The organism is Glaciimonas sp. Gout2 (assembly GCF_035018905.1).
In the GTDB taxonomy this organism is placed as follows: Bacteria; Pseudomonadota; Gammaproteobacteria; order Burkholderiales; family Burkholderiaceae_D; genus Glaciimonas.
Genome location: NZ_JASJXA010000034.1, coordinates 1 through 14639, shown reverse-complemented (window position 1 = coordinate 14639; position 14639 = coordinate 1). Strand labels below are relative to the sequence as shown.

At 49.7% G+C, this 14639-nt stretch carries 13 protein-coding genes; 6 read left to right on the top strand and 7 right to left on the bottom strand.

Annotated features, from left to right (window positions below; translation table 11 throughout):
• Positions 1–11 precede the first annotated feature (11 nt).
• Entirely contained in the window at positions 12–905 is an 894-nt protein-coding gene (gene pssA, locus QN379_RS18585) for a CDP-diacylglycerol--serine O-phosphatidyltransferase (RefSeq protein WP_322237311.1), read from the top strand.
• A gap of 523 nt (positions 906–1428) precedes the next feature.
• On the top strand, positions 1429–2979 hold the full coding sequence (locus QN379_RS18580) for a 2-isopropylmalate synthase (RefSeq protein ID WP_322237314.1): 1551 nt from the start codon (positions 1429–1431) through the stop codon (positions 2977–2979).
• 200 nt (positions 2980–3179) lie between these two features.
• Here the strand turns inward: QN379_RS18580 and QN379_RS18575 are convergent, their stop codons facing one another.
• Positions 3180–3860: a gamma-glutamylcyclotransferase gene (locus QN379_RS18575; protein ID WP_322237317.1), complete on the bottom strand. Its 681-nt coding sequence runs from the start codon at positions 3858–3860 to the stop codon at positions 3180–3182.
• Between the two features lie 331 nt (positions 3861–4191).
• Positions 4192–5484: an amino acid deaminase gene (locus QN379_RS18570; protein WP_323507280.1), complete on the bottom strand. Its 1293-nt coding sequence runs from the start codon at positions 5482–5484 to the stop codon at positions 4192–4194.
• A gap of 207 nt (positions 5485–5691) precedes the next feature.
• Between QN379_RS18570 and QN379_RS18565 the strand changes: the two genes are divergently transcribed.
• The 4 genes from QN379_RS18565 to QN379_RS18550 all read left to right on the top strand — a co-directional run bounded on the left by QN379_RS18565 (position 5692) and on the right by QN379_RS18550 (position 10233).
• Positions 5692–6621 carry a MurR/RpiR family transcriptional regulator gene (locus QN379_RS18565; RefSeq protein ID WP_416186820.1) on the top strand — a complete coding sequence of 310 codons (930 nt, stop codon included), beginning with the start codon at positions 5692–5694 and terminating at the stop codon, positions 6619–6621.
• Position 6622: 1 nt separating this feature from the next.
• A complete protein-coding gene (locus QN379_RS18560) occupies positions 6623–8134 on the top strand; it encodes an N-acyl-D-amino-acid deacylase family protein (protein ID WP_323507279.1) in 1512 nt (503 codons plus the stop codon).
• 89 nt (positions 8135–8223) lie between these two features.
• Positions 8224–8607: a RidA family protein gene (locus QN379_RS18555; protein ID WP_323507278.1), complete on the top strand. Its 384-nt coding sequence runs from the start codon at positions 8224–8226 to the stop codon at positions 8605–8607.
• Between the two features lie 276 nt (positions 8608–8883).
• Positions 8884–10233 (top strand): GntP family permease, encoded by a 1350-nt coding sequence (locus QN379_RS18550; RefSeq protein WP_322237325.1) that lies wholly within the window; start codon positions 8884–8886, stop codon positions 10231–10233.
• A gap of 130 nt (positions 10234–10363) precedes the next feature.
• On the opposite strand, the gene QN379_RS18545 is transcribed toward QN379_RS18550, so the two are convergent.
• The 5 genes from QN379_RS18545 to QN379_RS18525 form a co-directional block, all read right to left on the bottom strand.
• Positions 10364–10663 carry a hypothetical protein gene (locus tag QN379_RS18545; protein ID WP_323507277.1) on the bottom strand — a complete coding sequence of 100 codons (300 nt, stop codon included), beginning with the start codon at positions 10661–10663 and terminating at the stop codon, positions 10364–10366.
• Positions 10664–10951: 288 nt separating this feature from the next.
• Positions 10952–11272 (bottom strand): hypothetical protein, encoded by a 321-nt coding sequence (locus tag QN379_RS18540; RefSeq protein ID WP_322237328.1) that lies wholly within the window; start codon positions 11270–11272, stop codon positions 10952–10954.
• 464 nt (positions 11273–11736) lie between these two features.
• Complete coding sequence (locus QN379_RS18535; RefSeq protein WP_322237330.1) at positions 11737–12318, bottom strand: DJ-1/PfpI family protein; 582 nt, start codon at positions 12316–12318, stop codon at positions 11737–11739.
• Positions 12319–12649: 331 nt separating this feature from the next.
• On the bottom strand, positions 12650–13891 hold the full coding sequence (locus QN379_RS18530; protein WP_322237331.1) for an MFS transporter: 1242 nt from the start codon (positions 13889–13891) through the stop codon (positions 12650–12652).
• A 566-nt stretch (positions 13892–14457) separates the two neighbouring features.
• The coding region (locus QN379_RS18525; protein ID WP_323507276.1) for a hypothetical protein at positions 14458–14639 on the bottom strand (182 nt) is incomplete at its 5' end.

The following is a 14639-nucleotide window of genomic DNA, read 5'->3' as shown; positions in this document are numbered from 1 at the left end:
ACGGAATTCACATGGCTACTTTCCCACGCCGAAAGGCGAAGAGTAACGTTGCACAGTTCCCAAAGGCATTACGCGCAAAAAATTCTTTGCGACCGTCTTATCAGGATGATGACGAAGATGACAGCCCGGCGCGGCCAAGTCTGAGACGTCGTGGTGTTTATTTATTGCCCAATGCATTTACGACCGCTGCGCTGTTTTGTGGCTTCTATGCAATTGTTATGGCGATGAATTTGAAATTTGATTATGCATCGATTGCGATTTTCGCAGCGATGGTACTCGACAGTCTGGATGGTCGCGTGGCTCGCATGACTAATACCCAGAGCGAATTTGGCGCGCAGTATGACAGCTTGTCGGACATGGTTTCGTTCGGTGCTGCACCTGCACTCGTCGTGTATGAATGGTCATTGCGTGGAATGGGTAAATTGGGTTGGCTTGCAGCGTTTGTGTATTGCGCTGGTGCGGCCTTGCGTCTTGCCCGCTTCAATACCAATATCACCGTCGTCGATAAACGTTATTTTCAAGGCTTGCCAAGCCCAGCGGCGGCAGCACTTGTCGCGGGATTTGTCTGGATTATGGATGATCTTGGTTTTGTCGGTGCTGACTTAAACTGGGTGGCGTGGGGGATTACTTTATACGCTGGCCTGACCATGGTCACGAACGTGCCTTTTTATAGCTTTAAAGACATTAATCTGCGTAAGCCGGTACCGTTCATTGCTGCCTTTGTCGTCGTACTGATATTAGTGGTTATTTCAAGTGCACCGTCGAAGGTTTTGTTTGGCCTGTTCGTGCTGTATGGACTATCCGGTCTGGGCGTCTATTTTTGGCGCTTATTCAAAGGTAAGCCAGTCAGCATACTGCAAACCGAACACGAGCCCGATCATGATCATGAGCGAGAGGACAGGTAAGTAAATTTATACCAGGTGCTGCAATAGTTACGTTGCTCAACAGCCGCATGGCTTTATTAGCGCGTAAAAATAAGTCAACCCATGTCTTTATGACGGATTTTGATTCTATGTAGCAAATAGAAGTGGAGATGGTGCTGCGGTGGCGGTCAGTTGGCTGCGGCGCGTTTTACTAAAATGCGGACTTTGATTACCTATCGTTGTCCTGCGGCTTCGCATCCAGCGCCGGCGATGGGTGATTTCCTACCAAATTCCAATAGTTAATCTTTTTTAGTTTGAAAAGATGGTTCTTTTTTAGAAAACGGTAATGGTGCATGTTGTTGCGTGCGCTGGGATATAGTCATTTATTAAACCTTACAATTGATTATTATAGGATTTACGCAAAACCGTCCCATCAACGGGCTTGCTAGCCCGGCCGACGAAGACAGTATGTGAATGTCGGGCCTCGTAAGTGGCTATGAAAGCCCAATGCAGTTGGGGCGGTTTTGCGTAAGTCTTATAATAAGTAAACATTCAGGAGCACAGCATGGCAGCCAACTCACCCGAAAAATTGATCATATTCGACACCACGTTACGTGATGGTGAGCAATCTCCTGGTGCATCAATGACCAAGGATGAAAAAATTCGTATTGCCAAACAGCTGGAGCGGATGAAAGTCGACGTGATTGAGGCTGGTTTTGCCGCGGCCTCGCCTGGTGATTTTGAAGCGATCAAAGCGATTGCTGGTATCGTCAAAGATTCGACCGTGTGCTCGCTGTCCCGTGCCAATGATAAAGACATCGCCCGTGCCGCTGAGGCTTTAAAGCCAGCTGAGCGCAAGCGCATACACACATTTCTGGCGACTTCACCATTGCATATGGAGAAGAAGCTGCGCATGACGCCCGATCAGGTCTTTGAACAGGCTAAGATGGCGGTGCGCTATGCACGCAATTTCACCGATGATGTGGAGTTCAGTCCCGAAGACGGTAGCCGTTCTGACATGGATTTTCTATGTCGCATATTGGAAGCCGTGATCAAAGAAGGTGCGACCACCATCAACTTTGCCGACACGGTCGGTTATGGCGTGCCCGAACTGTACGGACACATGCTGAAAACCTTGCGTGAACGGATTCCCAATTCGGACAAGGTTGTCTGGTCGGTTCATTGCCATAACGATTTGGGTATGGCGGTTGCCAACTCGCTCGCTGGCGTGATGATCGGTGGGGCGCGTCAGGTTGAGTGTACGATCAACGGCCTCGGCGAACGCGCCGGCAATACCGCATTGGAAGAAATCGTGATGGCGGTCAAGACACGCCGCGATTACTTTAATCTCGACATCGGCATCGATACCACGCAAATTCTTGCTGCGTCACGGTTGGTCTCGCAGATTACCGGTTTCATCGTACAGCCTAACAAAGCCGTGGTGGGCGCCAACGCGTTTGCACATGCTTCCGGTATCCATCAGGATGGCGTACTGAAGGCACGCGACACCTACGAAATCATGCGCGCTGAAGATGTTGGCTGGAGTGCCAACAAAATTGTGCTTGGCAAATTGTCCGGGCGCAATGCGTTTAAGCAGCGTCTTCAAGATATGGGCATTGATCTCGATTCTGAAACTGAAGTAAATGCTGCTTTTGCGCGTTTTAAAGAATTGGCTGATCAAAAGGCGGATATTTTTGATGAAGATATTATTGCATTGGTATCCAGCGAACAACAATCGCATGAAAATGAGTATTATCGGTACGTTTCCTTATCCCAACATTCAGAAACTGGCGAAAAGCCAAGCGCCAAAGTGACCTTCTCCATTGACGGTCAAGAGGTGACTTGCGAAGGGCAGGGGAACGGGCCTGTTGATGCCATTGTGAATGCTATTGAAACCAAAGTGGCGAGTGCTGCTGAACTGCTGTTGTTCTCGGTTAACGCGATTACCACCGGCACGCAATCGCAGGGTGAAGTTACCATGCGCCTTTCTAAAGCCGGGCGAATAGTGAACGGTGTTGGCGCTGATCTGGATATCGTGGTCGCTTGTGCAAAAGCCTATTTGACGGCGTTGAACAAGCTGCATTCACGTGCGGAAAAATTGAATCCGCAGTTGTGAGTTGATATAAAGCGCAGCTGTTTTTACGGCAGCTGCGTTTGGCGTGAGTAGAGTGTGCAACATCAGTGCACCAGTTGCACACTTCCCCTTTTAAAGCACTGCTGTCATCGTGGTATCTGTACGTTGTTCGCATTCTCTGCTGAACAGGCTTTACCGCCAACGAGCAGCCTTCTCAGACCTTCTCTGCCCTGACATAAAACTTATTTATTCTCACTCTGCAATTGCGCCCACAAGCGCGCCAGATAAGGATCTTGAAGTCCATCCTTAAGCAATCCCTCAAGCGTATGTTGCAAATACTCTCTTGCTGGCCCGTATAAACCGCTCGCATCCCGTAAATGCGAGACGACGATCGTGTCAGACAGGCGTCCAGCATAGCCAGCATGATGACGGTTCATGACAAACGCCAGCGCTTTGACCTGATGCGGCTGATGGTCCGCCGTTTCTGGCAATCGAATGGATAGCCAACGTGGCAGATACGCGCCGGTCAACATTTCACGCCGCCACAACATGCGCAACTCGGTTTCGATATCGGCGGCCGGTATGCGAAAAGCGACACCATGACAGCATCCGCCTCGGTCCAGTCCCAATACCAATCCCGGTTTATCGAGCGTGCCACGATTGATATTTGAATATAAATAAAATCCTCGGTGATAGCCGTGCAAAGTAGCGCGCCGCCGCTGCGTAAATAGCACCATCGGATTCCAGATCAGCGAGCCATAACCGAACAGCCAGATATCACCATGCGTTGTCGGTAACGACGCCAGCATCCCGCGCCAGGAAGCTTCTAGCGCCTCTTCCGATAGAAACGAAGCAGCAATAGGTGTGTTGATTAGCGCGCTACGCAAGCGGTCTTGTTCCAGGTCTTGGCGGGTGATACTCATGTCCGTTAGGATAAGCTTGGCACGCTACTTTGCACAAGTGAACGTAACATTTGCAGATAAATTTTCCACGATTTTTTAGTGCCTCAATCCCCAGAAAATACCAATCGATTCAGTGCCAATGGGTTGCGTATTATTTCAAAAAACTATGATAGTTTTTAGTATCAATGCGCGCAACCCTGTAAATATTGTCTAAATAGTACGCCCCAAAGTGCGTCTTCGAGGAAGTATTCCGAGCGGCTGCAATTCTCAAAGGCGGTATCGCCGCTACATTCACATAATGTGTGGCGACGAAGGGATTATTTGTTGGCAACAATCGTTGCCGACGAGTGCATCAGAAGAACGTATGAACAACATCAATGACATCGAACTCAGCGTTAACCACCGCTATTTGTCGCCATTTATCGAAAGTCAGACACGGATGAGAAATATCGAAAGCGACCATGTCACCGACTTTGATATCGTCGCCAGCGGCGATTTCCATGTAAGCATGCTGATCCATCATTCCCGTCAGTTTCCAGTGTGAGGGTGTTGCGCCAGGTTTACTGGTTCCGGGACGATAGTGCTTTGCTGGTTGCGGCAATCCGGCATCGAAGGCTGCATCCCGTTTGCCAAGCGCGATAATCGCTTTGCCCGGTTCTGGGAGAGATTGTACGTAAGCCCATAATTGCAATGCCGGTAACAGACTCGTACGCATTTGTCGGGCAACCGGATTGCGGGTTTGAATCTGTTCTTGCGATGCACGATAAACGCCGACGTCATGCGTCAGATAGCAGCCGGGCCGAAGGATGACATCCAATGGCAAGCCGATGTCAGCTTTAGAAAATTCCTCCGCCACAACGTCGTACCAGGCAGAACCAGCGCCTGTCAGAATCACTGGGCGCAGCGCAGCGCGCTCGCCCAATTGACCGGATTTGGCAATATCGCCGAGGCAAGTAACGGCACGTTGCAAAAACTGTCGAATATCTGCTTCTTCTTTCAATACGCCCTCATAAAGCTCTACGCCAGCCAGAACGATGTGACCTTTCCAGTGGGCGATAGCTTCGAGTACGGCAGTTTGTTGCTCGGCATCACGGACGCCAGTGCGACCGCCATCAGAACCTAGTTCTAGCAGCACGTGTAACGTCTGGTTGCGTGCTTTGAAGAAACTGCCGAGCAAATCAACGCCCGCAGCCGAATCCACTAAACAACAAAATTCGAATGATGGATCAGTCAGCAAATGGGAGACGATCACCATATTCTGTTTGCCGACCAGTTGATTTGCCATGATCACGCGGCGCACGCCATGTTCATAGGCCACTCGGGTTTGGTGCGCAGTCGCTAATGTAATACCCCATGCGCCGCCAGCTAGTTGACGTGCAAACAATGCTGGTGCCATCGTGGTTTTGCCGTGTGGGGCTAACTTAACGCCGTATTCGGTGACAAATTGTTGCATCCATGCGAGATTGTGTTGCAGGCGTTCTTCGTACAGCACGGCGGACGGCAAGCTGACTTCCTCGCGCAGTAAGTTCCAGCGCAAATCCTTGACAGCAGCGGTTACAAGCGGTTGTTCAAAATCTCCCAAACCTTTGTTCAGAGGCAGCAAAATCGGATTGACAATGCTGTCGTGATAGTTTGTATCATTCATTGATATTTCCTTCATTTATATCGGAGATAGGTAAAATATTGCAACAAAAAATTGACATTTTCTATTCATTTTTCATTCGTAAATAGAAAATATTCTGCTTCTGATATAAAGTAACACAAAAGATATTCGTCGCGTGGTAAAGTTGTTTAAAATTGATGCGCGGCAGATTTTAGAATAGGTCATATTTCAGATAGGAAAAGAGAGCGCATGCCACCCAATTGGTCGCCTGCTATGGCGCGTGCCATAGCAAATACGGTTACAGAAACATTCGATATCGTGTCTCGTATTTCCGAGCGCAGCGGACATCTGCGGCTGGCCGAGCAAAAGGTTGCCCAAACGATTTTGGCCGATTTGCCGTTCGCCGCGGCAGCAAGTATCGGCACGTTGGCAACACTTGCCGGGGTCAGTCAAGCCAGTGTGACACGTTTCGCGAGAGCAATCGGATGCCGCGACGTACGCGACATGAAAATGAAGTTGGGACAAGCCACCGCGATTGGCGAGCGATTTTTACGCGCTGAATTGCCAGCGCCAGAAGGGCGCGTGCCACAGATCGCAGACATTATTTACGCTGATATTGGCAAAGTACTGGAAGTCAATCGAACTCTGCTGAATCAAGATGCATTGCAGCATGCCGCGCGCTTGTTACTGGATGCTCGCATGATTTACGCGTTCGGTATGGGTGGTGGTTCCACCATGTTATCTGACGAGGCGCGTTATCGGTTGGTACGTTTGGGGAGGCCCGCAGCCACCTATCACGATGCCTTGTTGCAACGCATGGTGGCCGCTACGTTGGACAAAAATGACGTGGTATTAGTGTTTTCAACTACAGGAAATGTGCCCGAGTTGCTTGCCAGTTGTCGGGTGGCAAAAGAGTACGGCGTGCGTCTGGTTGCGATCACCGCATTAGGTTCGCAACTGGCGAAGATCGCCGACGTATTACTGCCCCTCAAATCGCTTGAAACCGATTTCATTTTTAAGCCTTCGTCGTCACGCTACGCGATGATGATGGTACTAGATGTACTGATGGCTGAACTGGCTTTATTGCAAAAAGATCATAGTCAGGAATTACTGCGACGGCTGAAGTTCACGCTCGATACACACCTTGGAAGCGGCAACCGTGAACCGTTAGGAGACTGAAATGAATGGCGAAACAAATAAGCAAGAGGCCAATAGCGCCAAAAATAGCAGTAATACAAGCTGTGATACATTAATCCGCAACGTATCGTTGATCGACGGCAGCGGCGCAGTTCCCTTTAGTGCTGATGTTGCCCTCATGGATGGGCGCATCCTGCAAATCGCAGCAGTCGGTTTGCTGGACGTTTGGCAAGCGCCGCAAGTTATTGACGGAAGCGGCAAGGTATTGAGTCCTGGCTTTATCGATGTGCACACGCATGACGATACCAATGTCATTCGCCAGCCAGAGATGTTTCCTAAACTATCGCAAGGCGTGACCACCGTCATCGTTGGTAATTGCGGCATCAGCGCCGCTCCGGTCAGCCTCAAAGGCGCACCGCCTGATCCGATGAATTTGCTGGGCGAGTCAGACGCTTTTAGTTATCCCACATTCGCCAGTTATGTCGCAGCAGTCAATCAAGCGCAACCATCCGTCAATGTCGCGGCCCTGATCGGACACACAGCATTGCGCAACAATCAAATGGATCGTCTTGATCGCGCAGCTACGGACCAGGAAATTAACGCCATGTGCACGCAATTGCGCGAAGCATTGGCACATGGCGCGTTGGGTCTGAGTACCGGCCTTGCTTACGGCAACGCGATCAGTGCGCCAACTTCCGAAGTGATGGCGCTGGCCGCACCACTGGCCGCTGCCGGTGGAATCTATGCGACCCATTTACGGAGTGAGTTTGCCGAGATTCTGGAAGCAATGAACGAAGCTTTTGAAATCGGTAAACATGCACGCGTTTCGGTCGTGATTTCGCATTTGAAATGCGCCGGTGTTGATAACTGGGGGCGCAGCGGAGAAGTGCTTGCGGCACTTGAACGGGCGCAACGTTATCAGCCGGTCGGCTGTGATTGCTATCCTTATACCGCAAGTTCATCCACGCTGGATCTGAAGCAAGTCACCGATACCATTGATATTCAAGTCACTTGGTCCGTGCCACATCCCGCCATGGGCGGCAAGTTATTAGCAGCGATAGCGGCGGAGTGGGATGTTGATTTGCTGGAAGCAGCGCGGCGTTTGCAGCCAGCCGGTGCCGTGTATTACGGCATGCATGATGATGATGTTGACCGCATTCTCAGCCACCCTGCAACGGTGGTTGGATCGGATGGATTACCAAATGATCCATTGCCGCATCCACGTTTATGGGGCGCTTTTCCACGGGTGCTTGGCTATTACAGCCGTGAAAAAAAACTTTTCCCCTTAACTGTCGCCATCAACAAGATGACTGGCTTGTCAGCGCAACGCTTTGGATTAACTGAGCGTGGATTGGTGCGAGAAGGGTACTGGGCCGACCTCGTGTTGTTCGATCCTGAAACGGTACGCGACGCAGCGACTTTTACTGATCCAATGCAAGCTGCCGAAGGCATCGAGGCGGTTTGGGTGAATGGTGTTCTATCGTATCGTGGCGGCACAGAAAAGGCCGCCACCGGTCAACGTGCCGGGCGATTTTTGGCACGGTCGGGTACGTAGGTCGTTACCGCATTTTCAACAAGCCATGCAAACAAACAATTAAGCAAGCAACACCACAGTAGTACATATCAATTTTTAAAGGAAAGAAAATGACAATCAAACGATACGGCGTAGAAGGCGGTACTGGAACAGGTGGTCAGCATCTGCCATTTGCGCGCGCGGTTGAGGCGGATGGCTGGTTGTATGTATCCGGTCAGGTCCCGATGGTCAATGGCGAGGTAATTGATGGCGGCATTGTCGCCCAATCGCATCAGGCGATTAAGAATGTCCTCGCGATTCTGACCGAAGCCGGTTATGGTCCCGAACACGTCATTCGTTGCGGCGTCTGGCTTGACGACACACGCGACTTCCCATCATTCAATCGTGTGTTTAAGGACTACTTCGGTGCCAATCCACCGGCGCGCGCCTGTGTCCAGTCGGCGATGGTGGTCGATTGTAAAGTGGAAGTAGATTGCATCGCCTTCAAACGCTAGCATTAAGTCTAAAAAGACAAGCGTAGTGGATTTGCTGGCGGGGCTTGTCAACGGGTAGAAAAAGCATCAAAAATAACCAACTGACGTGATATAAAGAGCATCGTTTAAAAAACCAACCTGAAACTGACCTTGCCCATTGCAAATAGTCGCCATTATTTAACACGGAGCGCCGCCCAAAAACAGCGCCACCAAATGGGAAATAGTGGTATCACTTACCAAGTGCATTTGCTGAAGTGGCAGGCCGGTTATCTGAAGTGCTCACCTTAGGAGATAGTAATGGAGATGGTTCAGGGAAACATGCTGCTAGCGTACGCACTGATCGCAGTGATTACGCTGGTAGTATTAATTGCAAAATTCAAGATGAATCCGTTCATCGTATTGATCGTGGTATCCGTCATTTTAGGCGCTGCGGTAGGCATGCCAATGGGCACCATTGTTAAGTCATATGAAACAGGCGTCGGTGGCGCACTCGGTCATATCGCACTGGTCGTCGGTCTTGGCACCATGTTCGGCAAGATGATGGCAGAATCAGGTGCGGCAGAACGGATTGCCAACACACTGATCGGTGCCTTTGGACAAAAGAACGTCCATTGGGCCATGATGGTGGTCGCATTGATCGTCGGCTTGCCGGTGTTTTTTGAAGTTGGTTTTGTGTTGCTCATTCCGATTGCCTTCAACGTTGCCAAGCGCACCGGTACTAATATGATTTTGGTTGGTATCCCGATGGTGGCCGGTTTGTCGGTCGTCCACGGTTTGATTCCTCCGCATCCGGCTGCACTGTATGCGGTAACGGCTTACAACGCTGACATCGGCCGCACAATTGTGTACGCGCTCATCGTTGGTATTCCTACTGCGATTATCGCTGGCCCGTTGTTCGCAAAATTGATTTCGAAATTTGTATTTCCGAATCCAGACAATCCACTCTTGGCGCAATTTGTAGAAAAAGACAGTAACCGCGATTTGCCAGGTCTGGGCATTACATTAGCGACGATTCTGTTGCCAGTTGTATTGATGCTGTTAGGTAGTTGGGCAGACGTTTTCTTTACGCCAAAGACTTTCCTCAACGACTTTTTACGCCTGATTGGCAACTCCGTCATCGCATTGTTGATAGCCGCCCTGGTCAGCTTCTACACCTTCGGTAAAGCACGCGGTTTTGATCGTGAAGCGATTCTTAAATTCACAACCGAGAGTCTGGCACCCATCGCTGGCATCACCCTCATCGTCGGTGCAGGCGCTGGTTTCGGTCAAATCCTAAAAGACAGCGGCATCTCAAATGCTATCGTCGGCATCGCCACCAGCGCGCATTTATCGCCTTTGGTTTTAGGTTGGTTTGTCGCCGCACTTATTCGTGTCGCCACCGGCTCTGCCACCGTCGCCATGATCACCGCCTGCGGCATCGTCGCTCCTATCGTCTCCAGCGTTGCCGGTACGCGACCAGAACTGATGGTATTAGCAACCGGCGCCGGTTCGCTGATTTTGTCGCACGTCAACGATGGCGGATTCTGGTTAGTGAAAGAATACTTCAACATGACAGTCACAGAAACTTTCAAAACCTGGACCGTCTGCGAAACTCTTATCTCGGTACTTGGCTTGTTGTTTACGTTGGCATTGTCGATGGTCGTGTAAGTATCCCGCACCCTCTCCGTACAAATGGAGAGGAAGTGCGTAAGAAAAATACCGATTTATCGGTATTTTTTTTCGTTTTAGAAAAGGCACTGACATTCCGTCGTGATAACAAAAAAAGCTAATAAAAAGATTAGGGCAAACTGAAGCACATCATCAATGAATGCTGTTGCTGTTGCAGGCGCAGCCACAGTTGACGTTGCCTTTGACCTTGCAGGCGCAGCCACAGTTGACGTTGCCTTTGACCTTGCAGGCGCAGCCACAGTTGACGTTGCTTTTGACCTTGCAGGCGCAGCCACCTTTGACGTTGCTTTTGACCTTGCAGGCGCAGCCACCTTTGACGTTGCAGTTGATTTTGAAGTGGCACTTGACCTACCCCGACATTGACGCTGCCAAGTTTTTCGGGTGTTAGTCGGGAATTGTTGGAAGACATGTTTGAGCGTAGCGAGTTGGTCTTTCAACCCGACTGACACCCGAAAAACTTGGGAACCCGAAGGGCTGCGTCTCTGCGGTCGCCTTTTCTTTGGTGCCTTTCTTTTGGCGAAGCAAAAGAAAGACACTAGCTGTCGGGCTACCCCCGACAAGCACCCACGGAGCGCCAACCGTTTAAGTTATCAACCATCCATCCATGGCAATAACATCCAGTAAAGAAAAAATGGCCACTTTCGGCAAAAGAAAGCGGCCACTTTTACCCAAGCGTGATCCGATAAAACTAACGAATTTAATCGACGTCTAGGGATGTTTTAAGCGCCAGTCGATCAATCCGCCTCTCAGCATTCTCAGCCAGCATCTGAGAAGACGTCAACGCCAATCGCAGCAAGCGCTCCGTAGCAAGAACAGTCAACGTAGGCGCATCACTCGTACCGCGATCCGCATTGCTCAAATGGACCAAATCAATACAAGTCTGAACACCGCGGCAGACGTCCACCGTCAGCGCATAAAATTGCGCGGCCCGATCATTCTGATACTCGTGAGGCAGCCAAGAAAAAGGCTGATGAAATGCTTCCGAATCTGATGATGATGGCGGGATCGGCTTACTCATGATTGCCCACCCGTGTCGGTGTGAGTAATAAGGCGTGTGATGGTTTCTGAGCAGGCAAAGATAGGCATGTTGTGACTTCCGTAGGTGGCAGTAAAACCGCGCCCTGTCGTCAAACAGGGTGGGCAGCAAATGGCAAGGTTGACGAACCGATACCTACAGCAACCGGCAACCCGAAGGTTCCCCACCATTGCCACCCAATGAAGGCGCAACAAAGGTAGACGCACGAAAAAAAACGGCATTGCGCCGTCTGTGCGCTGTAGGTATGTCAGGTCGTCAAACCAGTTCCCCTTTTTCTCAGGGACCAACAGAGTATAAGACATTGCACCATCTTTTGCGAAATTTTGATGCAACCACAATATAGACAATCCACGACCACACAACCAACAAACAAAATGGCCGCCTCCCATTGTAGGGAGCGGCCATTTTCTGCCTGAACCAAATATCAGCAACAAACAACGAATAAATTACAACTCAATCCGCGTCCCCAACACCTTCAAAAACTGCGCCAACCAAGCCGGATGTGCCGGCCAAGCCGGTGCAGTCACCAGATTGCCATCGGTATGCGCTGCCGTGATATCAATCTCCGCATATATTCCACCAGCCAGTTCTACTTCTGGCGCACAGGCTGGATAGGCCGAGCAGGTTTTGCCTTTCAAGATACCAGCGGCAGCCAGCAACTGCGGCCCGTGACAAACCGCTGCAATAGGTTTGTTAGCCGCGTTGAACTGCTGAACGATTTCGATCACGCGTTTGTTCAGGCGCAGATATTCCGGTGCGCGACCGCCGGGAATCAACAATGCATCGTAATCGGCGACATTGACATCAGAGAAAGACGCATTCAGGGTAAAGCGATGGCCGGGTTTTTCGCTATAGGTTTGATCCCCCTCAAAATCGTGAATGGCGGTTCGAATACTGCTACCGGCAGATTTTTCAGGACAGACCACATCGACGACATGACCGACCATCTGTAAAGCTTGAAAAGGCACCATCAGTTCGTAATCTTCGACGTAGTCGCCGGCAATAAACAGAATTTTTTTTGCGCTCATGATGATTCTTTCAGTAGAAAGTTGGTGAGGAAATGGGTGATAAGTACGGCACTGATCCTGAAAAACTGTGTGATTGAAAAGAGTATAGCGAGTTGGTGACAGCGATATGACAGCGGCGTTGGGGCGGTAAAGCGGCGTTCACATAACGTTATACAAATGCTGAATTTACTTTATAGTAATTTTTCCTAAATTCAAATATAACGTAAAAAGTTAACTAGAGTGGAACAGTTCCGGCAGCGAAACAATAAAGTTTACCATGCCACTTGGCCAACTTTATTGTGCGCCTCCCACACTATTTTGTGCTATTTTTTATCAAGATTTAGTGGTTTTTTTAGCGCGCTGATCCTTGCTTGGTACCGTGACCAGTCACCCGCGCCGCCATCGCCCGTTGCACAACATCGCGCGACAAGCGCCAATAGAGCAATGCGACCAACGTTGATAAAAAAGCAAAACCCATCATGCCAGCGTACAAGTACAGCATCTTATAAAGTTCGATCCCCACACCATACATCAGCATGCTGACGATACCCATGGCCGCGGCGACCGTGCCTTTGGAGATATCGCTTTCTGTTAGCGTAAATCGGACCATCACCGCGACTGATAATCCTTCGCCAAAAGAGATCAGGCTGATCCCGAGTACTAGAAAGTAGGGCGTTTTGAATATCGCAGAGCCGACTAGCATCACGACGATGCCGCATGCAATGGGATACATTGCATACTTGACCGACGTGCCGAGGCGCCAGCGATCTGCTTGCGTGGCAAGCACAAGATTGCCAGCAATCAGGCTGCCGAAAACAGGTATTTGCCATAAGCCATACTCAATCACGCTTAAGTGTCCGTCTGCGACCAAAATCAGCGGCGACATAGCGATCCAGCCGATCAACGGTACGGCGAGCAAGGGAATAGAAAGGGCGCCCATCAAGAAATAACGATTGCGGAATACTTGCTGATAATCGTGCCAAATGTGTATGAGCGGTAGCTTTTCCTTGCGCGGTTGAACAGTCTCTGGCATGTGCAGGGCGAGGCCAATCAACGCGACCGATGACACCGCTGCGATGAAAACAAACACCATGCGCCACGGCCACATTTCGATCATGAAGGCCCCCGCGACCGGACCGATAAGTGGCGCGATTAGTGCGACGTTGGCCATCATGGCAGTGACTTTGACGGCTGATTTTTCTTCAAAAGCTTCCTGCACGACGGCGTAACCGACCGAGGAGATGAAGCATAAACCAATCCCCTGGACCACGCGCAAAATGATAAAACTCTCAATGCTATTGGAGAATAAGGTTGCCAGGCAAGCAAGGATAAAAAATACTGTCCCTCCCAACATCACGGGACGTCGTCCTATGCGATCAGACAACGGACCAAACAGCCACTGGAATAACGCGCCACCTAATAAGAAGGCGGTCATCGCAGACGCCATCCATGCCTCGCTTGCACCAAACTCTCTGGTGACCGTCAGCATGCCAGGCTGGATCATGTCGTTGGCGATGTAGACAGAAAATTCAAATAACACCAATGCCAGCGGGAACATCAGCGTTGAGCGATTGAGTGAGGATATTTTTTTCATTATTTTTTTAATAGCATTGGGTAACGCTGAAGAGTGGAGCATTGCACAAATGCGTGTTCATTGCTCGTATTTGGAAAGTAGTGACGGCACGGATGGAGCTTACATTGGCTGCGACCAAATGCGATCGTCAATGGCCGCGGGCGACTGTCGAAGAGAGTGCTCTATCTGTCGAAACAAATGGCGCGCTATAAATATTTTATTTTTGGATGTTGAATAGTACTTTGCTTGGTCATGATCCGTAAATTATCAGGCGACTGTGAGGAAATTGAGTTTGAGAGCGCATTGTTTTTATAAGCAGTTTATTTTAGACGCGTGCCGAGGTGTTATTTTAAATTTGTTGGCGTCATTTTTTTGTTTAAAAAATGCATCGCTGGTGCGCAGATGTTAGTAGCGGCAGTTTAAAACGCCGTCAGAATCGGCCCGTCATTATTTGGTCAGCATCTTTAGTCAGCATCTTTAATCAGAGCCTTAGTTGATTCCCGCGCAACGACGCTGTTTAAGATTGGGATCGTGCCAGACGCGATAACTGATCCAAGTTGACTTCGACCATTAATTTGTAATTTGGTTCAGATAAAATCTACAATAACCAGATAAGCCCGTAGTAAAACAGGGTGGACAACATCCGAGACAACGGCTAGCAAAACCACTGCACGTTCATTAAGAATCTGTGAGCGCTCTGAATAATTTAATTCAAAATTTATGCAGAAAATCGAAAATAAATATTGAAAAAAAATTCTGTCGGTTATGC

Coding starts and splice junctions, on each gene's coding strand:
- pssA (WP_322237311.1), top strand. CDS start 12: ATGGCTACTTTCCCACGCCGAAAGGCGAAGAGTAACGTTGCACAGTTC.
- QN379_RS18580 (WP_322237314.1), top strand. CDS start 1,429: ATGGCAGCCAACTCACCCGAAAAATTGATCATATTCGACACCACGTTA.
- QN379_RS18575 (WP_322237317.1), bottom strand. CDS start 3,860: ATGAGTATCACCCGCCAAGACCTGGAACAAGACCGCTTGCGTAGCGCG.
- QN379_RS18570 (WP_323507280.1), bottom strand. CDS start 5,484: ATGAATGATACAAACTATCACGACAGCATTGTCAATCCGATTTTGCTG.
- QN379_RS18565 (WP_416186820.1), top strand. CDS start 5,692: ATGCCACCCAATTGGTCGCCTGCTATGGCGCGTGCCATAGCAAATACG.
- QN379_RS18560 (WP_323507279.1), top strand. CDS start 6,623: ATGAATGGCGAAACAAATAAGCAAGAGGCCAATAGCGCCAAAAATAGC.
- QN379_RS18555 (WP_323507278.1), top strand. CDS start 8,224: ATGACAATCAAACGATACGGCGTAGAAGGCGGTACTGGAACAGGTGGT.
- QN379_RS18550 (WP_322237325.1), top strand. CDS start 8,884: ATGGAGATGGTTCAGGGAAACATGCTGCTAGCGTACGCACTGATCGCA.
- QN379_RS18545 (WP_323507277.1), bottom strand. CDS start 10,663: ATGTCTTCCAACAATTCCCGACTAACACCCGAAAAACTTGGCAGCGTC.
- QN379_RS18540 (WP_322237328.1), bottom strand. CDS start 11,272: ATGAGTAAGCCGATCCCGCCATCATCATCAGATTCGGAAGCATTTCAT.
- QN379_RS18535 (WP_322237330.1), bottom strand. CDS start 12,318: ATGAGCGCAAAAAAAATTCTGTTTATTGCCGGCGACTACGTCGAAGAT.
- QN379_RS18530 (WP_322237331.1), bottom strand. CDS start 13,891: ATGAAAAAAATATCCTCACTCAATCGCTCAACGCTGATGTTCCCGCTG.